The 26,924-nt window shown below is 37.8% G+C and carries 24 protein-coding genes and 1 riboswitch; of the genes, 14 read left to right on the forward strand and 10 right to left on the reverse strand.

What is annotated here, in order from left to right:
• Positions 1-4: 4 nt before the first annotated feature.
• From CXF71_RS20040 to orn, 4 genes are all read right to left on the reverse strand, one after another.
• Positions 5-541 (reverse strand): hypothetical protein, encoded by a 537-nt coding sequence (locus tag CXF71_RS20040; protein ID WP_101234687.1) that lies wholly within the window; start codon positions 539-541, stop codon positions 5-7.
• Positions 541-2,451 carry a tetratricopeptide repeat protein gene (locus CXF71_RS20045; RefSeq protein WP_232771554.1) on the reverse strand — a complete coding sequence of 637 codons (1,911 nt, stop codon included), beginning with the start codon at positions 2,449-2,451 and terminating at the stop codon, positions 541-543. Before CXF71_RS20045 ends, CXF71_RS20040 begins: the two co-directional genes overlap by 1 nt.
• Before the next feature lie 159 nt (positions 2,452-2,610).
• A riboswitch (cyclic di-GMP riboswitch) is annotated at positions 2,611-2,693 on the forward strand.
• Between the two features lie 364 nt (positions 2,694-3,057).
• Entirely contained in the window at positions 3,058-4,848 is a 1,791-nt protein-coding gene (locus CXF71_RS20050; RefSeq protein WP_101234689.1) for a DUF885 domain-containing protein, read from the reverse strand.
• Between the two features lie 120 nt (positions 4,849-4,968).
• Positions 4,969-5,514, reverse strand: a complete 546-nt coding sequence (gene orn, locus CXF71_RS20055; RefSeq protein ID WP_101234690.1) for an oligoribonuclease — start codon at positions 5,512-5,514, stop codon at positions 4,969-4,971.
• Between the two features lie 116 nt (positions 5,515-5,630).
• Here orn and rsgA point away from each other — a divergent pair, with 116 nt between their 5' ends.
• The 5 genes from rsgA to CXF71_RS20080 all read left to right on the forward strand — a co-directional run bounded on the left by rsgA (position 5,631) and on the right by CXF71_RS20080 (position 11,285).
• Complete coding sequence (rsgA, locus tag CXF71_RS20060; RefSeq protein WP_101234691.1) at positions 5,631-6,689, forward strand: small ribosomal subunit biogenesis GTPase RsgA; 1,059 nt, start codon at positions 5,631-5,633, stop codon at positions 6,687-6,689.
• Positions 6,690-6,699: 10 nt separating this feature from the next.
• Positions 6,700-7,593 (forward strand): archaetidylserine decarboxylase, encoded by an 894-nt coding sequence (gene asd, locus CXF71_RS20065; RefSeq protein WP_232771555.1) that lies wholly within the window; start codon positions 6,700-6,702, stop codon positions 7,591-7,593.
• A gap of 128 nt (positions 7,594-7,721) precedes the next feature.
• On the forward strand, positions 7,722-8,102 hold the full coding sequence (locus CXF71_RS20070) for a BlaI/MecI/CopY family transcriptional regulator (RefSeq protein ID WP_101234692.1): 381 nt from the start codon (positions 7,722-7,724) through the stop codon (positions 8,100-8,102).
• Positions 8,103-8,120: 18 nt separating this feature from the next.
• Positions 8,121-10,208 (forward strand): M56 family metallopeptidase, encoded by a 2,088-nt coding sequence (locus CXF71_RS20075; RefSeq protein WP_101234693.1) that lies wholly within the window; start codon positions 8,121-8,123, stop codon positions 10,206-10,208.
• Positions 10,209-10,280: 72 nt separating this feature from the next.
• Positions 10,281-11,285 (forward strand): alpha/beta fold hydrolase, encoded by a 1,005-nt coding sequence (locus CXF71_RS20080; RefSeq protein ID WP_101234694.1) that lies wholly within the window; start codon positions 10,281-10,283, stop codon positions 11,283-11,285.
• 53 nt (positions 11,286-11,338) lie between these two features.
• On the opposite strand, the gene CXF71_RS20085 is transcribed toward CXF71_RS20080, so the two are convergent.
• On the reverse strand, positions 11,339-12,244 hold the full coding sequence (locus CXF71_RS20085; RefSeq protein ID WP_101234695.1) for a cation diffusion facilitator family transporter: 906 nt from the start codon (positions 12,242-12,244) through the stop codon (positions 11,339-11,341).
• Between the two features lie 128 nt (positions 12,245-12,372).
• On the opposite strand from CXF71_RS20085, the gene trmL reads away from it, so the two are divergent.
• Complete coding sequence (gene trmL, locus CXF71_RS20090) at positions 12,373-12,837, forward strand: tRNA (uridine(34)/cytosine(34)/5-carboxymethylaminomethyluridine(34)-2'-O)-methyltransferase TrmL (protein WP_101234956.1); 465 nt, start codon at positions 12,373-12,375, stop codon at positions 12,835-12,837.
• Positions 12,838-12,941: 104 nt separating this feature from the next.
• On the opposite strand, the gene gpsA is transcribed toward trmL, so the two are convergent.
• From gpsA to CXF71_RS20110, 4 genes are read right to left on the reverse strand one after another with little or no spacing between them, the layout of a single operon-like run.
• A complete protein-coding gene (gene gpsA / locus CXF71_RS20095) occupies positions 12,942-13,946 on the reverse strand; it encodes an NAD(P)H-dependent glycerol-3-phosphate dehydrogenase (protein ID WP_101234696.1) in 1,005 nt (334 codons plus the stop codon).
• A gap of 49 nt (positions 13,947-13,995) precedes the next feature.
• Positions 13,996-14,493 (reverse strand): protein-export chaperone SecB, encoded by a 498-nt coding sequence (gene secB, locus CXF71_RS20100; protein ID WP_101234697.1) that lies wholly within the window; start codon positions 14,491-14,493, stop codon positions 13,996-13,998.
• Positions 14,494-14,533: 40 nt separating this feature from the next.
• The gene (gene grxC / locus CXF71_RS20105; protein ID WP_101234698.1) at positions 14,534-14,794 is read right to left on the reverse strand and encodes a glutaredoxin 3; all 261 of its coding nucleotides are present in this window, start codon (positions 14,792-14,794) and stop codon (positions 14,534-14,536) included.
• A 55-nt stretch (positions 14,795-14,849) separates the two neighbouring features.
• Positions 14,850-15,275, reverse strand: a complete 426-nt coding sequence (locus CXF71_RS20110) for a rhodanese-like domain-containing protein (RefSeq protein WP_101234699.1) — start codon at positions 15,273-15,275, stop codon at positions 14,850-14,852.
• 299 nt (positions 15,276-15,574) lie between these two features.
• On the opposite strand from CXF71_RS20110, the gene gpmI reads away from it, so the two are divergent.
• From gpmI to CXF71_RS20125, 3 genes are all read left to right on the forward strand, one after another.
• Positions 15,575-17,140 carry a 2,3-bisphosphoglycerate-independent phosphoglycerate mutase gene (gpmI, locus tag CXF71_RS20115; protein ID WP_101234700.1) on the forward strand — a complete coding sequence of 522 codons (1,566 nt, stop codon included), beginning with the start codon at positions 15,575-15,577 and terminating at the stop codon, positions 17,138-17,140.
• 57 nt (positions 17,141-17,197) lie between these two features.
• The gene (locus CXF71_RS20120; protein WP_101234701.1) at positions 17,198-18,433 is read left to right on the forward strand and encodes a murein hydrolase activator EnvC family protein; all 1,236 of its coding nucleotides are present in this window, start codon (positions 17,198-17,200) and stop codon (positions 18,431-18,433) included.
• Between the two features lie 175 nt (positions 18,434-18,608).
• Positions 18,609-19,355, forward strand: coding sequence for a divergent polysaccharide deacetylase family protein (locus CXF71_RS20125; RefSeq protein WP_232771556.1), 747 nt, complete (start codon positions 18,609-18,611; stop codon positions 19,353-19,355).
• Positions 19,356-19,406: 51 nt separating this feature from the next.
• Here CXF71_RS20125 and CXF71_RS20130 read toward each other — a convergent pair whose 3' ends face one another.
• Complete coding sequence (locus tag CXF71_RS20130; protein WP_101234703.1) at positions 19,407-20,171, reverse strand: S1 family peptidase; 765 nt, start codon at positions 20,169-20,171, stop codon at positions 19,407-19,409.
• Positions 20,172-20,370: 199 nt separating this feature from the next.
• Here CXF71_RS20130 and CXF71_RS20135 point away from each other — a divergent pair, with 199 nt between their 5' ends.
• The 5 genes from CXF71_RS20135 (at position 20,371) to CXF71_RS20155 (ending at position 26,848) form a co-directional block, all read left to right on the forward strand.
• Positions 20,371-21,210, forward strand: coding sequence for a patatin-like phospholipase family protein (locus tag CXF71_RS20135; protein ID WP_101234704.1), 840 nt, complete (start codon positions 20,371-20,373; stop codon positions 21,208-21,210).
• Positions 21,211-21,296: 86 nt separating this feature from the next.
• Positions 21,297-22,901, forward strand: coding sequence for an acyl-CoA ligase (AMP-forming), exosortase A system-associated (locus CXF71_RS20140; RefSeq protein WP_101234705.1), 1,605 nt, complete (start codon positions 21,297-21,299; stop codon positions 22,899-22,901).
• A 21-nt stretch (positions 22,902-22,922) separates the two neighbouring features.
• Entirely contained in the window at positions 22,923-24,179 is a 1,257-nt protein-coding gene (locus CXF71_RS20145) for a pyridoxal-dependent decarboxylase, exosortase A system-associated (protein ID WP_101234706.1), read from the forward strand.
• Positions 24,180-24,303: 124 nt separating this feature from the next.
• Entirely contained in the window at positions 24,304-25,128 is an 825-nt protein-coding gene (locus CXF71_RS20150; RefSeq protein WP_101234707.1) for a PEP-CTERM/exosortase system-associated acyltransferase, read from the forward strand.
• 46 nt (positions 25,129-25,174) lie between these two features.
• Positions 25,175-26,848, forward strand: coding sequence for an FAD-binding protein (locus CXF71_RS20155; RefSeq protein WP_101234708.1), 1,674 nt, complete (start codon positions 25,175-25,177; stop codon positions 26,846-26,848).
• The last annotated feature ends 76 nt before the right edge of the window (positions 26,849-26,924 follow it).

Consider the following 26,924-nt stretch of genomic DNA (forward strand, 5'->3'; position numbering starts at 1 on the left):
TATCTTAAGATAGACAATTACTTTTCTGATTTTTGATAGGTACATTAGCACTATCATCGGTCATTGTTAGTAGAGCATCAACTAAAAAAAGGAACCCGTTGAGATTATCACTAGACCAATAGCGTTTCAATTTTTTATCACTGGTTACTATCAGTGCTACAAATTTTTTATAAGCTGAACTATCCTGATTTTCAAAACACTTCTGGCTAATCGCTTTGAGTCGGCCTTTACCTTTCAAGCACTCTCTAAATATAATACTGTAATTGTTAATTAATGGACTGATTAATTCCGCATGTATCATAAGTTGCTCATGGTCATTTGCTTTAGCATAAGCTTTTAAACGTTGTAATTTTGCTTTGGCAAACTCCTCCTCTCGTGTAGCAACAAGAATCATATACTCCGATAAGATCTTATTTTCTTTACGAGTGGCCAAACTTTCACGTTGCTGGGTTATTATCTCTCTCTGCAGTTTTTCGGCACGAAAAAAGAAATAGACGCTAATAAGTACAAAAACTACGGTTATAACTAAAACAAAAAACATCAAAACGCCTTAGACTGGTTAACTTGCTCTATATTAACAGATTCCGCAATGCGTGCCATAAACAGATACGGGTCAATATCTGTAAAGTCTGGTGTACTTAACGAATACTTCATCATTACAGAAAAACCACCGAGGTTGGCAAAAGCTCTCGTATTGACAGCTTGAATCAGCTTATCGAGTTTTAGACTAACCTCTTGAGTACTTTGATGTTCAAAGATAAGTAGATACTCTCCTTCATTTAACAAACCAGCAGAATCAAACTCAGATATTTTCTCGTTGATTAAACTAGCCAAATCTTTAGTCACCTCACTAATACTTTTTTGGTTGAAATGGAAATTAAGCTCCTGCCAATTTTCTACAATAAGATAGCCAACATTCAAGGAGTATTGAAATTTCTTTGCCTTTTTAAACGCTAATTGATAGTTAAACTTAGTTTGTATAGGCGCAGCCATTGCATAACTTGGCTTTTCTATTTCTTCATAAGCTAGGTTCATCTTTTGTGCTCTTAATCTCAAGAAGAAGCCAATTAAAATGAGTAGTAATAAAAAAATCAAGGCCGATAAGCTTATAATCATGACTCGTTGGTTTTGGTACTTTGCGGCAAAACTAATAGATAATTCGCTGCTTTCAGCCAATTTAACGGCAAGTCTTTTAGACTCTTCGATAGGCTTTATTTGAGCTAACTGTTCTACAAACAACTGAGAAAGTCCTGGTGCTATACTAGAGGCGTTCTTCTTATAGTGAAGCTTATCAAGTAAAACTTGACTATGTTTTTCTCGCCAAAGATAAGCTATTTGATAATTTTTTTGCGCGAAGTACATTTCAGCAACCATGCGATAAAAACCGGCAAACTCTAACGAAATATCTTGCCCGTTAAGAAGCCCTACTATTTTAGTTAATAAGGCATAACCTTCGCTAGTTTTTTCAACACCGAGCTTTGCTTTGGCCAGACCAACTAAACTCTCTATACGCTCTGAAAGCATATTATGTTGATAATATATATCAATGGCTTGCTCTAATGGTGCAATTGCTTCATTAAATTGTTTTTGTGCTAATAAAACTATACCTAACCGTTTATCTGCGTGAGCAACATGAATAGGAGTCCCATTAGTTTCCGCGTACTTTTTAGATTTCCAAAAGGCATTATATGCATCATCAAATCGTTGCAAGTAAAAATAGGCTGTTCCTAAATATAAATAAGTTTGAGAAATTTTTATCAATTGCCCCATTTCAAACCTTAATTTCAATATTTTTAACTGCATGATCTGTGATGTTTGATAATCACCTAAATGATGATATGCCAACGCAAAAATAGTTAATAACTCGATATGCTCTGTCAATTCACTTTTGCTAATACCCTGCTCAACTTGCTGTAAATCAGTTAGAGCTAATTGATGTTTTCCCAACATTGCAAATGCGACACTACGATAACTGAGCGAAAGTAATTGATACTTAACACTTTGAGTTAATCTACTATTACTCACCGCTACTTGAGCCAATTCTAGCAACTGTTTATATTGTTTCCTGCCGACATATACGTCCCCTAACTTCAGCAACAGCGCCAATTGAATTTTTTTATCTCGACTATTAGTTGCTATACCTTTTTGAGCAAACTCAAATACTTTGTTGAGATTCCCTTGATTATTAGCCCCCCTTGCAGAGAGCAGATAGACTTTGGCAAGAATATCATTTGAGTAGTACTTTTGATTGTTAAGGATTTTTTCCAATAGAGTTTTTACTGTATCGGTATCAAGCATTTCATCATTTACTTTTAATAATTGCTGCACTTGATTACTGAGCTCGGCTTGCGCCGATGATGGCTGTGCCGAGGAAACACTCATAATAAAAAAAGATAAAAATTGCACTTTAAAAGTAAGTATTATGAACAGCAAAAACCGTTTTTTTGTCATGTTTATACCGTTAGTTATTGAAATACAAAGCATTGGATGCGACACCATACAATCCAATATTACTTATTACTAGGTTTACCTGATAAAGATAAACATAAATAGTGTTTTCTGTTTACATTTATCAAATTCATCCTATAATAAATGTAGTTAAGCTTCAAAGCTTGATGAGGGCAAATCTAATGAAAGTTAGAGACGCAAAGTTACCGGTCTAAAGGGAAACCTATGATAGCGGGACTGCCAAGTTTAGATATAGTGGGGGCTTATCTCAATTCGATAATTCACTATCTGTTTCTTCCGTTTTCTTTGCGTTGCCCCCCCCCTCCTTATATCTCTGCATTTACAAATGCCTATTCTTTTTATATCTTCTATAACTCAACATTCACTAAATCACTAAATCACTAATAATAAGTATTACCAACACAATTGAGAATCGTACCCAATATCACTTACATCAAGTTATTGTCCACTTATGCTGGTTAAAATACTCCAACGCGGCATTGCTCTCAATCTCAATAGCCAGCTATTGGCCAATCAAGCACCTACCCTCGAATTATTTGTCCTGTGCACAACACAGTATTTTCAGTCTCAGGCAGTCGCTAAAATTAATTACAGTGATTGTTTATGGAGTGACTTTTTCTCACTTATATAATGGCTTATTATTTTATCCAACATAGATAATGGCATTGAACCACGCTTCAATAATTGATCATGGAACTCTCTTAAATCAAAGTCTTCGCCTAATGCTTGTTCCGCTTCTTTTCGCAAACGTTTAACCGTTAATTCACCCACTTTATAAGATAAAGCTTGGCCTGGCCATGAGATATAACGGTCTATTTCTGTTTTTACATTATGCAGTGACAAGGCGGTATTATTGGCTAAAAAGTCCATGGCTTGAGCTCGACTCCATCCTTGGGTATGCATTCCAGTATCAACCACTAAACGACAGGCTCGCCACATTTCATAAGTTAAGCGACCAAAATTATGGTAAGGATCCCCATACATACCTGCTTCTATTCCTAGGTATTCAGAATATAAACCCCATCCTTCACCAAAAGCAGAAATATAGGTTCTATTTCTAAACTTCGCGACATCATTCATTTCTTTTGCTAATGATATTTGTAAATGATGGCCTGGCACGGCTTCATGAAGTGTTAATGCCGTTAAGACATAAAGTGGTCGGCGATCTAGCCTATAAGTATTGACCCAATAATTTCCTGGTTGGTCATCTCGTGATGATCCTGCATATCGTCCAGTGGTATACTTAGGCGCTATATTAGCAGGCACTGCCATTACACCATAAGGCGTTCTTGGTAACGTCTTAAATAACTTAGGTAACTTAGCGTCCATCTTTTTAGCAATAAATGAAGCTTCTTTTAATAGCTCTGTTGGCGTAGTGGCATAAAATTGAGGATCAGTACGTAAAAATTGTACAAACTCGCTGAAGCTGCCATTGAAGTTAACTTGCTCAATAATTTCATCCATCTCAGCTCTGATACGTTTTACTTCTGCCAATCCCTGCTGATGAACTTGCATTGCCGTCATAGGTAGCGTGGTGTAATGCTCTAGCCTATTTTGATAATATTCTTTACCATTAGGAAGTGAATTAGCAGCAATATTATCACGAGCATTTGGCTGATATTCATTAACCATAAAGTCATAATAAGCCTGATATGCAGGCATAACTTTAGTTGTTAAAATATGCTTAGCTTGTTGCTTTAACTCATCTTGCTGGCTTTGCGTAATAAAAACAGACATCTTGCTAAAAGGTAAATAATAACTACTTTCCGTAATATTTTCTTTTATGTAAGCCGCAATGGATTGTTCAAATCCCTCCAGCACTATTTTAGGCTGACTAATGCCACTTTTAAGACCTTGTTTCATCCACTGTGTTTGTTGGTCAAAATATCGAGGAAGGGCTGATAGACGAGCTAAATAGTCTTGATAATCAGTCAAGGTTTTAAAATCTACTTGCTTTGAGATATCTGCTATCCAAACATGAAAACCAGACTCTGCGGTGAGCGGCATGTAGTGTTCTTTGTTGTTATAGCTATCTAGATGATTTTTTAGACTATAAGTAAGTACCGATAAGTTAATCTGATTGTCTTGTGTTAATTTTTCATTATCTAATGCGATTAACTGCTGATAAATAGCCAAACGTTGTTGATATTGAGCGAGTAAAAATTCGGCAGATATATCAGGTAACTTAGCGTTATTACCACTAATATCAGGCTGGTTGAAAGGACTTGATTGTAGATAAAACGCTTCATGTATTTCTATTATACTTGCTAGTTGTTGATCTGCATTAATGCTGCCATCCGCTGGACTGGAGGCATAACTCTGGGTTACTAGGCATATATTTACCAGTAAAAATATTAAGTAAGTGGCTAAATTTTTCATTGATATCACTCAAAAATAGGAAGGGGCACGAAAATACCGATAGACATATTTTCATGCTTTAAATAATTTGTATGGAGAATGTTAAACCCATCCCACTTAAAATGTAGAGCGAGTATCAAGCTAGAGCTTGAAGAGCCCTTCTCTATATACTTTTAACTCGGCAATTGATTCTTTGATGTCATCTAAAGCCAAGTGAGCACCCGTTTTAACTACCGCTTCTAATACCTCTGGTTTCCAACGCCTTGCCAACTCTTTTATAGTGCTAACATCAATATTACGGTAATGAAAATGGTCTTCAAAATCAGGCATGTACTTATTAATAAATCGTCTATCTTGGCCAATACTATTACCACACATAGGTGATTTACCTTGAGGTACCCATTCTTGTACAAAAGCTAAGCTTTGCTCAGTTGCTTGAGCCAAACTCACCGTACTGTCTCGGCAACGCTGAGTTAGACCAGAATTTCCGTGATGTTCAATACACCACTCACTCATATTATCTAGCACTTCATCACTTTGATTAATGGCAAATATTGGCCCTTGCGCCAAGGTATTTAAATGGCTATCCGTAATAATGATAGCGATCTCTAAAATCACATCGTGCGCTGGCTCCAACCCTGTCATTTCCAAATCAAGCCAAATTAAATTATTATCATTACCCGCCATAAACTTCCCTTAAAAAAAATGCATAAACATTCGTATATAATTGTTAGTATAATACGTCACAACCAAGTCGGGTCAAATTAAATGTTGGATCAAATTAAATCGTATGAATAAGTCTCTTGTCTAAAGTAAAAAAACTGACCAAAGGTCAGCAAAGGCGAATTAAAGCCAATCATGATAATAGATTGCATGGTAAAACCACCAAAAATAAAGATAAAGTGCAATGGGAAGATGATGATTTAGGTGCTCCTCAACAAGGGGTTATTATTAGTCGATTTGGTCAACATGCTGATGTCGAAAGCGATCTCGGTGAAATATTTCGCTGTAATTTACGCCGTTCTATTGCCTCACTTGTTTGTGGTGATAAAGTATTATGGCGCCTCGGCAGAGAAACTCAACATAGCATCACAGGCATAATAGAGGCAGTACATGGACGTGACTCAGTGCTTAGTCGTCCCGATGTTTATGATGGAGTGAAGCCCATTGCGGCAAATATCAGTCAAATTCTCATTGTATCTTCAGTGTTACCTGTTTTTAATAGCGATATTATTGACCGCTACCTAGTAGCTGCAGAGCAGACTGGTATTACCCCTGTTATTGTATTGAACAAAACTGATTTGTTGGACAGTATTACGTCTGACGAGCAAGATAAAATAGCCAAGCAATTGAAAATTTATCAAGATATTGGCTATCAAGTGCTTTATGCGAGTAGTAAATCTCGCGATGGCATAAGCGAACTAAAAATGCAGCTTACACAACATACCAGTATTTTTGTCGGCCAGTCGGGTGTTGGTAAATCTACGTTAGTGAATGCACTCATGCCAGATTTAGGGATATTAACAAAAGAAGTCTCCGATAACTCAGGTTTAGGGCAACATACCACTACCGTAGCACGCTTATACCATTTTAATGAAGGGGGAGATTTAATTGATTCTCCCGGTATTCGCGAATTTGGTTTATGGCATTTAACACCAGAGCAAGTTTGTCATGGTTTTATTGAGTTCTCTGATTTTCTTGGTTTGTGCAAATTTAGAGACTGCAAACATCAAACGGATCCCGGCTGTGCCTTAATAGCAGCAAGTGAAACGCATGAAATCAATCCTGCTCGCTTGGCAAGTTTTCAGCGCATATTAGCTAGCCTCAATGATAATAAATTAACCTCACGTTTTAATAATTAAGGAAAAATGAGTGTCTTCACAAAATAATCTTAGCGATAAAATTAAAATCACCTTGCAGTACATCATGCCTAAGCACGCTATTTCACGTTTAGTTGGTAAATTAGCCGCTGCAAAAATGGGTGGGTTGACTACTAAGCTTATCAACCTATTTATTAAAGCTTACGGCATTAATATGAATGAGGCTAAGCTTAAAAAGGCCAGTGACTTCGATACCTTTAACAACTTCTTCACCCGTGAACTAGAAGAAGGAGCTCGACCTATTGATGGAGATGAGAATGCCCTATGTTATCCGGTAGATGGTGCGATCAGCCAACAGGGAGATATTATTGATGGTCAACTTATTCAAGCAAAAGGTTTCAACTATAGCTTAATTTCTTTACTTGGTGGTGACGAAAAAACAGCAGCACCTTTTCAAGGTGGGAAATTCTCATGTATCTACCTAGCTCCAAAAGACTATCACCGCATACATATGCCTATGGCAGCGACGTTACGTGAAATGATTTATGTTCCTGGGGAGCTGTTTTCAGTTAACCCTCTTACCGCTCAAAACGTGCCCGATCTTTTTGCTCGCAATGAACGTGTTGTTGCCATTTTTGATACTGAAATGGGTGAACTTGCCATGGTATTGGTCGGTGCAACGATTGTTGCCAGTATCGAAACAACTTGGGCTGGCACCATAACGCCTCCAGCTGGTAAAGATATATTCAGATGGCAATACCCAAAAGATGGTGCCGACGCAATTACCTTTAATAAAGGTGATGAAATGGGTCGTTTTAAATTAGGTTCAACTGTTGTAAGCACCTTCGCCCCTAAAATGCTTAGTGAATTTGCAGAAAATTCCGGACCAGGAACTGTCACTCGTCTTGGTGAGCTTTATGCAACACTAAATAAAGGCGAAAAATAGTTACTAAAAAAATAGGTAGCAAACAAAACGGTTGCTCATTTAGTATACTCGATATAAGCTAGGACGAAATACGATCATATTCGTATTTCGTCTAGAACTTATAAAACTACCAAATAAAGGATATGTACATGGCGCATGAAAATTCTGCAGTAAAACCCACAGAAGCCGAGTTAACGCTACTCAACGTGCTCTGGAAGATGGGTCCTGCAACCGTAAGACAAATACACGATGTAGTAAGTCTTACGCAAAAAACTGGCTACACCACTGTATTAAAAATACTCCAAATTATGCATGAAAAGTCACTGGTCATTCGTGATGAAAGTAATCGCGCCCACATTTATGCTACAGCAAACAGCCAAACACAAACGCAATCTTCACTGATTAAAGACTTAATAACTAAAGCCTTTGGTGGTTCTACCTCAAAGTTAGTGATGCGAGCTATCGATGATTCAACGAGCGATGAAGAAATTAATGATATTCGCCAGTTATTAAATTCTCTAGAAAAATAGTAAGACTAGACTATTACTATGTTTGATCAATTATTTAACAGCCCTTTTCTATATAGCTTATCGCTAACCCTAGTGCATTTTTTATGGCAAGGTTTACTGGTGGCACTTATCTTAAAGTCTCTGCTATTTATAGTTGACAAAAACAAATCTAAATTACGATATACCCTAGCAACACTTGCCATGTTAGCAAATGCCATACTTGCGGTACTGACCTATGCTATGGTTTACCCTGACACAGGTTCAGGCATTAATAGTAACCTCAGCCCTATCCCGCTTACTAGTTTAGTTAATGAGTTAACCCAGCAAAACGCTTTATTTACATATCAAGAATTACTGCCCTCGATATTAGCCTACGCCTTGCCATATCTCTCATTATTCTGGCTGGCAACTATTACCATTCTTGCCAGTAAACTACTTATTGAGATTCGTAATGTAAATAATTTACCAAGACATTCGAGCGTTTCGCCATCTTTAGCACTATCATCACGCTTTGATGAATTAGCCAAACAAATAAAGTTAACTAAAACGCCAAAATTACTTATTTCCTTGAAAGCGGAAGTCCCTATGGCTATAGGTTGGTTAAAGCCTGTAGTCTTGCTACCCGCTACTATGGTGACGGGTTTAAATTCCTCTCAACTTGAAATGCTGATCCTGCACGAACTTGCTCATATTCGTCGTCACGATTATTTAGTGAACTTTTTACAAACACTCATTGAATTGCTCTTTTTCTTCCATCCAAGTGTGCATTGGATCGGTAAGCAAATGCGCAACGAGCGTGAATATTGTAGTGATGACATTGCCGTACAACATTGTGGCGATGCTATAGCATATGCACATACATTAACTGACACCGCTTCTCTGTGTTCGAAAAATCACTTCCATACTATTCCAACTATGGCAATGGCAGCCTCCGGGGGAGATTTAAAAGCAAGAGTACTTCGACTTGTTGATCATCATTGTGCGCCAACAAATAACACCAGTAAATTGCTCGCCGCAATGACTTTATTTTTGACTCTGATATTACTGAGCATTAATCAATTACTAACAATGCCTTTTACCCAGCAACTAAATGATCAATTTCCGTGGCAAGAACCCCCAGCGCTTAGTCATAACCTTTTTAGTACAAATGTCACCGCAATGGCCTTAGAAAAAACAAATACTAATAGACAAGGTACGACGCTAAAAAATGATTCTATCGCTCAGCAGCTACTCAGTCGTCAAAACACGCCTTCTCATGGTTTACTTGTAGCAAAAAATAACGAGCAGCGCGTACGTAACCTCACAACAGAAAACGATATAGGGTTTACGACAGCTACTTTTGAGCCAGTAACGATCAGTAATCAGCGAGGTTTCATAGAAACAGTAGAAGAACTAGATCCGAGTAAACAGTTGGCATCAAACAATATTAAAGAGCCTAAAACTAAAGCTGAAGATACAAAGGAGCAAAGTAAAAGCAAAACAGTCGTCTTATTTGCACCAACTGTGCTCGACACATTCAAAATTGAAGACAATTTTCCATCAACCGTTAACGAGCAAATAGCCGTCGCGGTTCAACCACAAGTGCAAATAATATTACCCTCAATACCTACTGAGATGTTTGTTCAAGACACAACTCAACTCAATCCTGACCAAGAAGAAAGTAAGCAAGTATCACTTACATATGATAAAGACCTTACCATCAAAGATAATGCTTATCGCCAACTGATATATAATCAAGAAATCAAGGAATTAGCAGTACAAAACAAACTGTACCAAACTTCACATAGCGTGATAGATGCTAAAAGTCAGCGATTAGAAGCTAGCCAAATAACACAGACAAAACAAATACCAAGTTCATTAGAAGCTAAATTACTGAACTCTATTAGTCCAATATATCCAAACCTTGCAAAACGCAGAGGTATTGAGATGGAGGTCAAAGTAGATTTCACTATTGATAAAAACGGTAAAGTAAAAGATATTAATTTCGATCAGCAAAGTAAGCTTATTTATTTCAAATCTGCTATTCGCTCCGCAATTCGTAAATGGCGATTTAGCCCAGCTAAAAAAAATAATCGTAAGATTGAAAGTAAGATGACAAAAATATTTTCTTTTAGCCTACATGCCTAGTAATCAATCTGCCTTATTTTAGTCGTATGTTTTCTTATATACTTACAGTCTATTTGATGTATAAGGGATATTTTGAGTAAATACCATTCGTTGAATCAAGAACAAAACCTAAAAGACAAACGCACCAATGAGATAGCTTTATTTTGGCAACAAGGTTTATTCGACTCTTTCTGTGGCGTTGATGGAGTAAGTATTCACTATGCACAATTTATCAATAAAAAGACTACCTTTCCTAGCATAGTCGTAGTGCCCGGTCGCTGTGAAAGCTACTTGAAGTACCAAGAATTGGCATTTGATTTATATCATCAGGGCTATAATATTTTTATTATTGACCATCGAGGTCAAGGATTATCTGGGCGACTATTACCCGACTTATTCAAGGGTTATGTTACTAAATTCCAAGACTATATCGATGATTTACAATCTTTCGTTGAAAATATAGTTACTCAACAATGTCCCGAAAAACCATACCTTTTAGCGCATTCAATGGGTGGCGCTATTGCAACCCGTTTTATGCAAGATTATCCCAATGCAATTAAAGCGGCAGTAATATCATCTCCAATGCTAGGCTTTTATTCTGCTTTAGTACCAAAATGCATAGCTAAAATACTCATAGCCATTAAGCTGAGACTCAATAACCTTTTCAGCAAAACCCCTTGGTATTTTATCGGGCAAAAGAGCTTCTCCCCGGTAAATTTTACCGAGAATAAACTAACTCACTCAACATTGCGCTATCAACACTTTGTCAACTTATATAAAAACAACAAAACCATCCAGCTTGGTGGCGTTACTACGCACTGGCTAGCACAAAGTATTTTGGCCCAAAAAGATATTTTCACTAAACTTCATCAGCTTAAAACACCTATATTATTGCTTCAAGCTGGCAGTGATACCGTAGTTTGCCAACAGGCACAAAATGATTTTTGCCTGCAATTACATGCTTTACAACCACAATCCTGTCCACATGGCCGACCAAGTACAATTGATAATGCCTATCATGAATTGTTTTTTGAAGTCGATGGTTATAGAAATCGAGCAATATCACAAAGCATCGCCTGGTTTAAACAACATAATTAGCCGCGACTATTTATAGCCATGAATATAACTGTCTCACTATTCTAAATAACGATTTATTTTGACTGTTCATTTTGCACTACTGAAGTGGGATCTTGGTGAATAAACACCTCACAAGGAGCGAGAGCGCTACAAATTCCAGCTTCAATTTCATCGCCTATGCTGTGCGCCTCTAATAGAGATAAGTCATCACTCAATTCTAAATGAAATTGTATAAATTTCTGCACTCCGGATTGCCGTGTTCGTAATTCATGAATACCTATGGCTTGCTCATGTCTCAAAACAACAGTTTTAATTTTCGCTACTTCCTCATCACTCAATTCACTATCCATTAATTGCGAAACACTTTGCACCATAATCTGACCTGCACCAAAAACTAGATATAGGGCAACTAATATGGTGAAAACACCATCTGCTTGTAACCATATCCCTTGACTCAGAATAATAGCCGCTAAAACCCCTAAATTTAGGAATAAATCAGATTGGTAATGCAATGCATCACCACTAATGATAATTGAGCCTGTACGCTTTATGACGTAACGCTGAAAAGCAACTAAGAATAGTGTTAAGACAATAGCAATAATTGTTACCCAAATAGCCACCTCACTGTGAACTATTACTTGCGGATTAAGTAACCGAGATACCCCATTAAAAATAAGTATAATGGCGGAGCCAAGTACAAAAGAAGCTTGCACCAATCCAGCTAAACTTTCAGCTTTACCGTGCCCAAAACTGTGCTCTTTATCCGCCGGAGCTAAAGCAAAGCGTAAAATAACGATACTCATGATTGATGCAAATAAATCTAAAATAGAATCCGTGGTGGAAGCAAGCATGGCACTAGAGTCTGTGACTAACCAAGCATACAGCTTTATTACCACTAAGATTAAAGCGGTAGAGGTAGAAAATATAGCCGCTAATCGCACCCAAAATGCGTAATCGTCTGTTGAGTTTTTTGTAGCCATGCCTGATCCTTGGAGAAAAGTTAAGAACTGAAAGTTATACTCGTTAGTAATTAATAGGCATGTTTCAGAGTGCACTTTTAATGGTAACGGGTATATAATAACAAAAATTTTATCACATGATGATTGTTATGCTAGATGTTGTGCTTTTTCAACCCCAAATCCCACCCAATACCGGTAATATAATTCGGTTATGCGCAAATTCAGGCTTTCGTTTGCATTTAATAGAGCCATTAGGTTTTGATTTAGAGGATAAAAAATTACGTCGTGCCGGCTTAGACTACCATGAATTTGCAGCCATAAAGCGCCATGCAAACTTCAATGCTTTCATGGAGAAAGAACAACCAAAGCGAGTGTTAGCAATTACCACGAAAACCAATAACTTCTATGGTGATGTCAGCTTTGAAGCTGGTGATTATTTATTATTTGGCTCAGAAACAGCCGGTTTACCTGAAGAAGTTCGTGTACAAATCCCTGATAAAGATAAGATTAGAATTCCGATGCTGAAGGAAAGCCGTAGCATGAACTTATCAAACGCGGCAGCTGTTATAGTTTACGATGCATGGCGTCAGCTAGGTTTTCCTAACGCTGTATAATAAGAATAATTTAGTCCCGTAAATATAAGTACGGTAATAAAAAACTGTAAATCAAGATTCTCGATTTACAGTTTTTTAGCGTATTTATTTACAGTGTAACGAAACTATTCAAATTTCTTGTCACGAGAAAGTAAATCTGCAGCGGCTAATTTGGCATCTTTTCCACGATAAAGTACTTGATATACTTGCTCAACAATTGGCATCTCAACGCCATGTCGCTGGGCAAGCATATACACTTCTTTCGTATTTCTGTAACCTTCAACAACTTGACCAATATCAGCAATAGCTTGTTCTGCTTCACTACCCTGACCTAACGCTAAACCAAATCGGCGATTACGCGATTGATTATCAGTGCAAGTAAGTACCAGATCACCTAAACCAGCCATGCCCATAAAAGTAGCTGGCTCAGCATTTAGTGCTAAACCTAAACGGGTCATTTCAGCTAATCCACGGGTAATTAATGCAGTGCGTGCATTAGCGCCAAAGCCTATACCATCAGCTATGCCTGCGGCAATCGCGATAACATTTTTAACCGCTCCACCAAGTTGTACGCCAATAAAGTCTTTATTAGAATAAACTCGAAAGCGCTTTTCACAATGCAATAAGTCAGATAATTCAGCGACAAAATCATCATCCTCAGAAGACAACGAAATAGCCGTAGGTAAACCTGAAGCCATTTCTTTAGCAAAAGTAGGTCCTGATAAAACAGCTAAAGAAACACTATTTCCAAGGACTGTCCTAGCAACATTTTGCAATAAATCACCCGTCTGAGGATCTAATCCTTTAGTGGCCCAAGCAATTTTAGTCTTATCAGTTAACATTGGCTTAATTTGCTTAAGCATATCGGTAAAAGCATGGCTGGGCACAACAACTAATATATTATTGCTTGCTTGCACTGCCGTTGTTAAATCAGCTTCTAATACCAAGTTTTCAGGAAAAGGGCAGTCTGCAAGATATTTATTATTTTCTCTATCCTGCGTCATTGCAGCGACATGATCAGAATCACGTCCCCATAACAGCGTTTTATGACCATTTCTGGCTAAACAAATTGCCAAGGCTGTGCCATAAGATCCAGCACCAAGCACAGTAATTTTTGCAGCTGAAGACATATGCGCCCCTACTTATAAGCTAATACTATTTTCGAAAATATTGCTATGATTAGTGTGTTTCGCTACTTTGTGCAATGTTTTCTTGTGTTGCACGTTGCTGTACATAGGAAGCATATAAACCTTCAAAATTAACAGGCGTTAAGTTAAATTGTGGGAAAGAGCCACGATTTACTAAGCTTGCTACAGTTTCACGAGCATACGGGAACAATGTTGTAGGGCAAAAAGCACCAATTGTATGAGCCAATTGAGCATCAGGTAAGTTACCAATAGTAAAGATACCCGCTTGTTGTACTTCAGCTAAAAAGGCAGTCTTATCTTCTACCGTGGCTGTAACTGTTACCGATAAAATAACTTCATAAGTATTATCAGTTAACTTAGTTGAACGCGTATCAAGATCTAATTTGATTTCTGGCTTCCATTCTAATTGAAATACAGCAGGAGAGTTAGGGGTTTCAAAAGAAACATCTTTAGTATAAATACGTTGAATTGCGAATTCTGGAGATTGTGGTGCTGCTTCGTTGTTTTCTACTTCATTTTCTTCAGCCATGAGTGGCTCCTTTATTATAGTTTTTTAATTGGATTTAGTATTATTTAGCGTCAAGAAGCGCGTCTAACTGATTGCTTCTTTCTAAGGCGACTAATTGATCACAACCGCCAACAAGCACATCATTAATAAATATTTGAGGTACGGTATAGCCACCATTACTACGCTCGATCATGGCGCTACGCATAGCCATATCACCATCAATCTTAATTTCATTATAATCAGCCGACTTACTCTTTAGTAAGGCAAGGGCATGAGTACAATAAGGGCAGTATGCTTTAGTATATATTTCAACTTTTGCCATTTCATTTACTCTTTATTTACTTTTTTGACGGATAGCAAAACGTGCAGTATACGTACTATTTAACGACAGGTAAGCCTGCGCTAGTCCAGCTATTCATGCCACCTTTAAGTACGCTTACACGAGTAAAACCACCTTTAAACAAATCATTAGCGATTTGTACGGCGCTCATACCAGCAGCACATACTACAATGATGGGTTTGTCTTTATGTTTTTCAAGGCTAGTAAGACCATTCTTACTGATTTTTTCACTTGGGAGGCTGATTGCATCAATAATATGTCCCGCTTTAAACTCTTTCTCCTTGCGGATATCAAGTGCAACGCCCTCTTCTCTATTCATCAAAAAAGTTAAATCTTGAGTACTAATTTGTTTAATCGGTGACATTTTCATTTTAATTGTCGTTACGATAATCATTACCACTAGGGCAACCCAAACCGCGCTCAACATGCCATTACTGCTTGCAAAAGTAATTAATTGTTCCATAAATAAAAGACCATTTTTATCAAAATTCGAATCGGCACATTATACGCAAATCACCTAGAATTGCGAGCGTATGCAATGAAATAGGCAATAACCCCCGATTTTATTACTGCAGCTAAAATTAAAAATTGCTCACAAACTCTTAAACATACTCATCAAATGGTAACTGCTATATATCGGGAGCTGATATTTAGTAACCCTACATGGAACATTTCTATGTTAAATCCTTAGTGAATAACACTATCTGAGGGTGTATAGTACTTTCCTATAATCTGCATATAATACTGAATTTAACGAGGAAAATAATGGCGAATAAAAAATCAACGGTACTGATGATTCTAGATGGTTGGGGCTATAGAGAAGAAGCGAGTTCAAACGCAATTCATCAAGCAAAGACACCAGTATTAGATGATTTAAAAGCGCATTACCCTAATATGCTTATCGATACTTCAGGTATGGCCGTCGGTCTACCTGAAGGGCAAATGGGTAACTCTGAAGTTGGCCATGTCAATTTAGGTGCTGGCCGCGTTGTTTATCAAGATTTCACTCGTATCACTAAAGCGATAAGTGATGGTGACTTTATTGAAAACCCAACGCTGTGCAAAGCAGTCGATAACGCTGCATCAAGCGATAATGCGGTGCATATTTTCGGCTTACTTTCTCCTGGTGGCGTCCATAGCCATGAAGAACATATCTTCGCCATGATGGAACTTGCCAAAAACCGCGGTGCCAAAAAAGTTTACTTGCATGCATTTTTAGACGGCAGAGATACCCCGCCACGTAGTGCAAAATCGTCTTTAGAAAAAGCTCAGCAAAAATTTTCACAGTTGTTCACTGATACTGACGCTGGCGAAGGTCAAATAGCGTCAGTTATTGGACGTTACTATGCTATGGATAGAGATCAGCGCTGGGATCGTGTCGAAGCCGCTTACAACTTGATGGTTAATGGCGAAGGCTTACATCAGTATAATAGCGCCTTAGATGCTCTTGCTGCAGCCTATGAACGTAATGAAAATGATGAGTTTGTTGGTGCTAGTGCTATCAAAAAACCGTCAGGTGACGCCATTAAGATAAATGATGGTGATGCGTTAATATTTATGAACTTTAGAGCTGATCGTGCACGTCAATTTAGTCGTTGTTTTACTGAAGAAAACTTTGATGGTTTTGAGAGAAAAAATATCCCAGCAATCAGTGATTTTGTTATGCTGACACAATATTCTGCCGATATTGATGCGCCATCAGCATTTGCGCCAGCATCACTCAATAACGTTATGGGTGAATGGTTAGCAAAACATGATAAAACTCAATTACGTATTTCTGAAACAGAAAAGTATGCACATGTTACCTTTTTCTTCAGTGGCGGCAAAGAAGACACTTTTCCTGGCGAAGACCGTATTTTAGTCCCTTCACCTGATGTGGCAACCTACGACTTACAGCCTGAAATGAATTCAACGTTACTGACTGACAAACTCGTTGGTGCCATTGAGAGTGGCAAATATGATTTTATCGTTTGTAATTACCCTAATGGCGATATGGTTGGCCATACTGGTAGCCTTGAGGCAGCAATAAAAGCCTGTGAAGCAGTAGACACTTGTGTTGGTCGTGTAGTAAAGGCATTAAAAGAAAACGATGGCGAATGTTTCATCACTGCCGATCACGGCAATGCTGAGCAAATGCAAGATCCAGTGTCAGGGCAAGCACATACAGCTCATACCTGTGAACCAGTCCCCCTTATCTATGTTGGCAGAAACGCCACGCCAGCAGCATCTGGCACATTAAGTGATATTTCACCAAGTCTATTACATTTAATGGACATGGAACAACCCGAAGAAATGACTGGCTCAGTACTAATGCAATTAACCAAGTGATATTAAATTAATAAAGCATGCCTATGACATCTTAAGAAATGCACTTCTTGAGATGTCATGGGTTTAAGTGATATATTGGCTTTTGATTCATTGCCATTATTTACTATGAGATTGTTTATCCAAACGTATTTAGCAAGTAAGCCCCTATCTTATATAGCCACAAGAAGCTTAGTAATACTAAGTTTGCTGTTTGCTTTCCCTTTGCAAGCAGAGCAAAGCAGCCGTAATGAAAATGCGCAACAGCAGAGCCGTGACAAGCTTAGTGATGTTCAAAAAGCCATTGCCAAACAAGAATCTAATATTTTTGATGCTAACAAGCAACGCAGCAGCTTAGAGCAACAATTAAAGACTGATGACTTAGCCATTTCAAAAGTAGCCAAGGCGATTAATGCGATAGAAGTTGAATTAAGTACCACCCAGGATAAAATTTCGGCGTTAGCAATAGAAAAACAACAGCTTACCATCGCAAAACAAAGACAAGAACATCTACTAGCACAACAGCTAAGAGCGGCTTACACCACTGGGCAACATGACTATCTAAAATTATTACTGAACCAAGAGCAAAGTGAAAAAATTCAACGTACAATCAGCTACTATCAATACTTAAACCAAGCAAGAACAAAAGAGATTGATGATTTTCAGGTAACCATCGCACAACTCCTGCAAGTAAGCACTGAACATCAAACACAAATTGAATACTTACAGCAACTCAAAGATGAACAACTGCAGCAAGATACCCAATTTCGTGCCAGTAAAGCACAAAGAAGAAAAACCCTGAAAAAACTAAGCCTCGAGCTACTCACCAGCCAGCAACAATTGAATAAACTCAAAGCAGAAGAAAATAACTTAAATGAAGCCTTAAACAAATTAAGCGCGATTATCCAAGCTGAAATAGATTTAACCGGCTTAAGTAAGTTGAAACATAAATTATCTTGGCCCGTAAAAGGCCGAATATTGCATCGCTTTGGCACGAAAAAGCAAGGCTATTTAACATGGAAAGGAGTCTTAATTACTGCGCCAATTAGTCGACAAGTACAAACCATTCATAATGGCACAGTGCTATTTTCAGATTGGCTTAAAGGTTACGGTTTATTAACAGTGATTGATCATGGAAATGGCTATATGAGTCTTTATGCCCACAATCAAACCTTATTAAAATCTGTCGGTGATCGCGTGGAAACAGGGGAACCCATTGCTTTAATTGGACAAAGTGGCGGCTTAGAGCAATCAGGACTCTACTTTGAAATTCGCCACCAGGGAAAAGCACTCAACCCTAAGCTCTGGTGTCGGTAATTATTGAGCATATATTAAGCAACATTTATAAAAACTCAGATTAACAGTAAGTAACCTCTTTACTTCATTGCATTAAAACTTTATATTTTTTAAGTAAATAACTGCTACGCTTTATTGTAATAATTAAAAAGAGAAATAATACTCTGTGCTAAACACTCCTTTAAGAATCATCTCAATGCATTCTTTTTTAATACTTTGCTTGATGCTATTTACCGTTCAAAGTAGTGCTCAAACTAATCGAGTTGCTATAGTCATTGATGATATGGGCTACCGTTACACCGACAAACATGCATTCACTTTACCAGGGGCAATTACTTATGCTTTTCTACCCCATACCACCTACGGTAAAAAACTTGCCATACAAGCAAATAATGCTCATCACGATGTTTTAATTCATATTCCTATGGAGTCTGAAAATAGCAAAAAATTAGGCCCTGGTGCACTAACAAGTAATATGGGTGCGCAAGCGTTTAAACAAAGCTTAACTGAATCCTTCGCTGAAATTCCATTTGCCATTGGCATTAATAACCATATGGGTAGTTACCTTACTCAACTATACCAACCAATGGCTTGGACGATGGAATTTTTAAAACAGAATGATTTGTTTTTTTTAGACAGTAAAACGAGTCCTCATTCTAAAGCAGAGCAAGCTGCAATTGACTTTGGCGTGCCTGTAAAAACAAGGCATATTTTTTTAGATAATGAATTAACTGATGAGTATATTAGCAAGCAGTTTAAGCAACTTATTAATTTTGCGCAAAAGCACCAAACAGCTATTGCTATCGCCCATCCACACCCTGAAACAGTAGCAACATTAATTAAACTGATCCCAACTTTAAAATTACATGGTATAGAGTTAGTACCATTATCCCTTTTGTATCAAACGCCTCACATCAGTAACGTCATCGCTATTAGCGAATAATTTTTATTCAAAAATTATTTGATACGAAACAAGATCAACACGACCGATTGATTATAATTTAATATTATTTTCTCGAAGTACTTGATGTAAAAACTTAACAGGAATGGCATAAGTGATACCGCTAGGGTTACTGATAACCGCCTCTTTAGTTGCCTGCACAAAAACCTTATTGATTATGCCAACCACCTTACCTGTTTTCATGTCGTACATAGCACTGCCACTATTGCCAGGATAAGCTGTTGCATCAAGCTGATACACTAAATAAGGGTTTTTCATACGTTTGAGCATTTTCAAATTAATTTGCTCCGAGGAAACAGCTGGAATAACCGTGGGTGTAATACTGGCTATAATGCCTCGATGGGTTACTGGGTATAACCCTAAAACACCGCCAATAGGAAATCCCGTGAAAGCAATACCGCTTCCATCCGCATAGAAGTCACTATTTGCCAACGTCATTGCAGGTAAAGCAGGCCCTGATATTTTTAAAATGGCTAGATCATACAAACTTGATGTGGCGACAATTTCAGCTTCTCTCACTTTAGCATTTCTACCTGAGCCAATAAAAACTGCCATTTTTTGTAATAAGTTATCGTTTAATAGAGTGGGCAACACATGATCATTTGTAACAATATAACGGCCATCGCCAATGACAAATCCGGTGCCCCGTAAAATATTTTGTGGTCGACTCGTCGGTGTATGTATACCTATACCGACCACTGAAGGCTTAATTTTAGCAACAACGTCAACAAAGTCCGCTTGAGCGTACGGCATAAATAAAGAAACAATAATTATCAGTAAGGCTATATGTCCAGACATAACTTTTCCTTCATAAAATAAGCAATATTTGCTATTAAAAACAAATACTACCTTAAATTATACTTTAAGGAAAATACGCTAAGGTGATAGCTGATGAACAATATTTTTCGCTATATCGATAACTTTGTTCATAATTAAGACTTAAGTCGACTAATCCCAATAGACTCGCCGCTTTATCCTTTGCTATTAAGGAGGTTAAATGAATAAAGATATTGTACCTATATTTGCAGGAGGAGGTACTCGACTTCCCGCTCATTTAGGTGTGCTAAAAGCACTGGAGTTACTCGATATTAAGTTTGAGGACTTAGTAGGCGTGTCAGGCGGTAGTATTATTGCTAGCTTTTATGCCGCTGGTTTACCGTTACACGATATAAAAAGGATTGCTTTAAAAACTAACTATAATCAATTTCGTGAGTTTTCTCTAGTCAAGCTTATTCGCCATGGAGGCTTAAGTTCAGGTGACGCTTTTGAACGTTGGGTAGATAACCATTTACAAGGAAGAACCTTTGCTCAACTAGAGAAAAACCTCCATATCGTTGCAACCGATGTAACTAATGGTAAGCCCGTAATTTTTGATGCTGAATTAACGCCTGATATGAAAGTCTCGCAAGCGGTTCGGTATTCTATGTCAATTCCCTTATTTTTTAGCTTTAAATCTTTTGGTAAACGTATCATGGTAGACGGCAGTATTTTATCTGAAGACGCTTTACATAGAGATTGGGACCATAATGGTACGCCTGTACTGTGCTTTCGTTTACGAGGAGAGCACGAATATGACAACTTGAATGTCAATGGATTATTCCCTATTTTTAACTATGTCACCTTACTCATTCGAACGTTCATGACCACTATTTCGCGTGAATATATTAACGAACACTTTTGGCATAATACTATAGTAATAAATATTGGCGAATATTCAGCCGTTGACTTTAAGATGACCAAGGAAGAAAAATATCAGCTATATAAAATTGGTTACCAAACAGCTATGGAAGTTATTCCAATTAAAATCAATATGGCAACACATAATATCGCTCATTAAATTTATCTCCTACTTGCCTATATAATGCTTTCACAGTCATAATAGCCCTGCTATGTAAGACCTATATTAAATTTTCAGGATGATAAATGACCACCTTTGTTCACGAGCTTATAAGCCATAGTGCACAACGCTCTCCAGAAGCAGTTGCATTGCAAATAAAAAATGACCAATTTAGCTATGCTCAGCTTAATGAAAACGTAACTAAGGTAGCACAGGCCTATGTCACTCTTAGCATTACGCAAGGTGATCGAATAGGTGTTTACTTGGCAAAAACTCAAGAAAATGTTTTGAGCATGTTTGCCTGCTCTTTACTCGGTGCTATCTTTGTACCAATTAATCCTGTGTTAAAAGCGCTACAAGTTCACTACATAGCCAATGATTGCCAAATAAAACTACTGATAACCAACCGCGCAAGACTCACTGCACTCACCCCTTTATTAAGTGAATTTTCAGCGCTTCGCACTATTATTGTCATTGATGCGAACGAACAAGAAATAGAAAAAATAGCATGTCCTACAACTATTAAGATCCTTAGCTGGCAGTTTTTTATCACTCAAAGAAAGAGTAACAACAACCTTAAAAGTTCAATATCCCCTAATGATATTGCCGCTATTTTGTATACTTCAGGCAGCACAGGTCAACCAAAAGGTATTATGCTCAGCCATACAAATATAGTGCTAGGGGCAAAATCGGTTAGCCAATATTTACAGCAAACCGCTCACGATAATATTCTCGCAGTATTGCCGCTAAGTTTTGATTATGGCCTAAACCAATTAACCAGTTGTTTCTTAGTCGGTGCAAAATGTGTATTACTCGATTATTTGTTGGCTAATGATGTAATAAAAGCCATTAGTAAATATGAAATTACCGGCTTAGCCGCAGTCCCACCGCTGTGGATACAACTAACCAAAGTAAACTGGCCAAAAAACACAACACATTCAGTTCGCTATTTCACTAACTCTGGAGGGGTATTACCTTTAAAAACCCTAGCAGCATTGAGACAAAATATGCCACAAGCAAAACCTTATCTCATGTATGGCTTAACAGAGGCTTTCCGTTCCAGTTTTTTATCACCCCTTGAAATAGACACTAGACCAAATTCAATGGGCAAGGCTATTCCTCATGCCGAAATTCTCGTTGTACGGGACGATGGTAGTAGTTGTGATGATGATGAAGTCGGTGAGTTGGTTCATATAGGCCCATTAGTGACTTTAGGTTATTGGCAAAACGAGGTGGCAACTGCAGAAAGATTTAAAGTGACACCTAAGCAAGCAATAAACAAAGAAAAAACCCGGCTAGCGGTATTTTCTGGGGACTATGTTAAACGCGATGCAGAGGGTTTCCTTTATTTTATAGCTAGAAAAGATACTATGATTAAAACATCAGGTTATCGAGTCAGCCCAACAGAATTAGAATCCGTATTATTACAATGCCCCCAAGTAGATGAAACGGCAATAATAGCCATTCCCTCTGCTGCACTTGGGCAAAGCATCATTGCACTCATAGTCACTTCAAACCATGACCAACAGTCATCAAAGGTAAGTATCATCAAACACTGTCAACGCCAGTTACCTAACTATATGATACCAAGAGAAATTATCTTCTTAACTGAGCTCCCTCGTAATGCAAATGGTAAAGTTGACACAAACTCGTTGAAGATGAATTATAACAAAGCAAGCGACCTTATTTAATTGAATATAACAGGCAGTAATATGAAACCATCGATCAATATTCCCACAACATCACTTCAAGATTATCTGTCCACATGTAGTGAACTTTGTGTAGGGAATCACCCGTTAAAACACATAGAAAAACTGGTTTCAAGAACACCCTTTTATGCCTATGACCGCCAACTCATAATCAATAGGGTGTTGCAGCTAACGAATACTCTGCCAAAAGAAATATCATTACATTACGCAATTAAAGCCAACCCTTACCCTAGTTTGGTGCAATTGATGGCAGCACAGGTATCTGGCTTTGATGTTGCTTCAAAAAAAGAAATGTTATTAGCCATTCAAACTGGAATGCCAGCTGAAAAAATTAGTTTTGCTGGTCCGGGGAAAACGGCTGAGGATATTGAAGCTGCTATCATTGCCGGTGTAACACTTCATGTTGAATCTTCAGGTGAAATAGCGAAGGTAAAACTTGCTGCCAATCAATTAAAGTTAAAAGCCAATATTGCTATAAGAGTAAATCCAAAATTCGAGCTTAAATCTTCTGGTATGAAGATGTCTGGTGGCGCAAAACCCTTTGGTATTGATGAAGAACAAATTCCACAAATACTGATAGATTTGCCGTTAGAGCAAATTAACTTGCGCGGTTTTCATATATTTGCGGGCTCACAAAACCTTAATGCCGACGCAATAATTTCTGCGCAGCAGCAAACCTTTGCTTTAGCAGAGCACTTGGTTGAGTTAACCAAACAGATAACCACAGTAAAGATAGACTACCTTAATATCGGTGGTGGTTTTGGTGTGCCCTACTTTGCTAATGAACAAGCCTTAGATGTCGGCGCAATAGCAGACAATTTACAGGCACTGATAAATCAATATAAAACGCTCGTTACTGGTTTAGATCTAATCCTAGAACTAGGTCGCTATTTAGTTGCAGAAGCGGGTATTTATGTCTGTAAAGTGGTTGATAAAAAGGTTTCTCGCGGCACTAACTATTTAGTGTGTGATGGTGGATTACATCATCATCTAGCGAATTCGGGTAATTTTGGTCAAGTCATCAGAAAAAATTATCCGGTGGTAATTGGCAATAAGCTTAATCATAACGAACGAGAACTGGAGCAAGTAAACATAGTAGGTCCGTTGTGCACACCGCTGGATATTTTAGCTGACAAAATAATGCTCCCCAAAGCAAGTCTCGGTGATTATATTGTAGTATTTCAATCTGGTGCTTATGGCGCCTCAGCCAGCCCCAAAGATTTCCTTAGCCAACCTCAAGTAAGTGAGGTATTACTTTAAGTATTAATTAGGTATTAATTAGGTATTAATTTAAAGATTATCTGAGCATTAATTACAGATAAATTACCTTAACGGCTATACTGATTAATACCCTGATTGTTTAGAATTTCATCATGGAATAAAAATGAGCTGGAATAAAGGATTATTAGAAACGCCTATTATTGGTAATATCACTAAAAAAATTGTCTCCGCAAAGGCGAGTAGAGAAGCTCATAGTATTTCTGATCATTTCACTCAATTTCTTCAGCCTCATGTTGCCGTTGACCAAGCATTAAAAGAAGAAGCATTTAAAATTCGTCATAATGTTTACTGTGAAGAGCTAGCTTTTGAAGAGGTTAGAGAGAATGGTCAAGAAACAGATGAGTTCGACAAGCAATCAATTTTTTCGTTAATAAAGCATAAACCGTCAGAAACATTCACTAGTTGTGTACGACTAGTCACTTCAAGTGGCCCAGATGAATTACTTCCTATTGAAAAATATTGCATAGATTCAATCACTAACCAAGATCTTAGTCCTAAACGATTTAATCGTGCTGAAATAGCAGAAATATCACGTTTAGCCGTTAAGTCTGATTTTCGCCGCCGTAAAGCCGATAACTACAAAGGTTCAAGTACAGGTGTTATCAGTGAGATTAGCTATTCAGAAACCGAATTACGTTGCTTTCCATTTATCGCTATAGGGCTATATATGGCGGCCGCAACTATGAGTATGAACACAGGTATTCGTCATGTTTATGTAATGATGGAACCAAGACTTGCCCGCAGCATGAAATTTATTGGGATTACTTTTCAGCAACTCGGTGAGCCCGTTGATTATCACGGTTTACGCGCTCCTTATTACATTAACCCCGAAATGTTTATGAAGAACCTTTCACCTGGCTTTAAAAGCCTTTATAAAACCATTGAAAAAGACATTTGTACGCAGCTTAATCAACTCGGTTTAACCTAAATAAAATTAATAAAACTTAACAGCGGATAGCCGCTAAGTGCCTCTTATGTTAAATAAACTTGCCTCCCTTATTGAAAACGTTCTAACAACTAATTCGAGTCTATCGTTTGACCCTTTGCAACTTTCCCGCTTTATGCTTGGCACCGAGGGACTAGAACAGAGTGAAAATAAGCAAAGAGCGCTGTTGGGCGTTATAACGCTAACCCAATCACATGAGATTAAGGCCCTACTTGATTTGGCCAACCGATGTGCCACAGATGACACCCTCGCCTTTTCCCTTTATCCAATTAGTACTGGAAATAATTGGGGGTATGGAACGAGTCAGCCCGCAGGCTTAAGCAAAAAAATTATTCTAGTAGATTTAGGTAAGTTAACCAATATCAAGCACTTCGACAGTGAGTTAGGTTTAGTAACAATTGAGCCAGGAGTCACTCAGCAACAACTGAGTGATTATTTACAGCTGAATAATCATGGCTATATGGTACCAGTAACGGGAGCGGGTCCCGATTGCTCCATATTAGCCAATGCCTTAGAGCGTGGTTACGGTATAACTCCTTATACCGACCATTTTAGTGCTGTAACAAGTATTCAGGGATATTGGGCCAATGGGCGAGCTTATCAGTCAGCGGTCAATGAATTGGATGGCAGTGATGATAAGTTTGTAGATAAAACATTTAAATGGGGTCTTGGCCCATATTTAGAAGGGCTATTTACTCAGTCTAATCTTGGCATTGTTAGTCAAATGACTATTCGTCTAGCCAAAAAAAAAGCTGACTTCAGCTCTTTTTTCATTCAGATGCAAGATGATGCCTTACTTGAAAAATCGGTGCCATTAATCAGACAAGTATTACAAGACTATGAAGGCATTGTTGGCTCAATTAATTTAATGGACCAACGCCGTTTATTATCAATGTTTGCTAAGAATCCAAAAGGTAATGGTGTTCATCAAGTCATGAACAATCAAGAGATTACAAAGTTAGTTAAAGACTTACAAACACCTAATTGGACTATTGTGGGCAGTATCTATGGCAGCGTAGGTGTTGTCAGTGCAGTAAAAAAAGAGATTGATGCTATTTTTAGTCAACTGCCATGTAAGCGAGTGTATTCGAATAGTCTTGCTATTGTTTTGACAAATAAAGTTATTAATAACCTACCCGATTGGTTAATCGGTAAAATACCAACACTGACCAAAGTAGCGGAAAAACTTGATTCGTTTAATAAGGGTAAGGAGATTATGTTAGGCAAACCAAATAAGGTTGCATTAAAACTCGCTTATTGGCGCCATAAGGGTGCGGAAGGCTTCGATAAAGATAAATTATCACCGGGCAAAGATGGTTGTGGGTTACTCTGGTACGCTCCTTTAATAACAATGAAGGCAAATAAAATGCGCGAGTTTGTCGACTTTATTAGAGAAACCTGTCCGAGATTTAATATTGAGCCTTTTATCACTTTCACTAATCTAAAGCACGACTGTGTTGATAGTACAATTCCGATCGTTTTCGATTTAAGTAATCCTCAGGCCGTTGCGGATGCTCATAATTGCTTAAAAGTACTGGTCGAAGAAGGACTAAAAAAAGGCTTTGTACCTTATCGCCTAAGTATCGATCAACAACAGTGGTTACTTAATAAAGACAGTGATTTTTGGCAAACGGTCAATCAACTTAAAGGCAGCTTAGATCCCCATAATATTCTAAGCCAAGGACGATATAATCCTAACTAATACCAATGACACTAATTAATAGCCCGTCTTCAAATGGTCTAGCTTTAACTCGCTATTTTGATGACAACAACAACAA

It is taken from the genome of Colwellia sp. 12G3, assembly GCF_002836775.1.
Taxonomy (GTDB): Bacteria; Pseudomonadota; Gammaproteobacteria; order Enterobacterales; family Alteromonadaceae; genus Colwellia.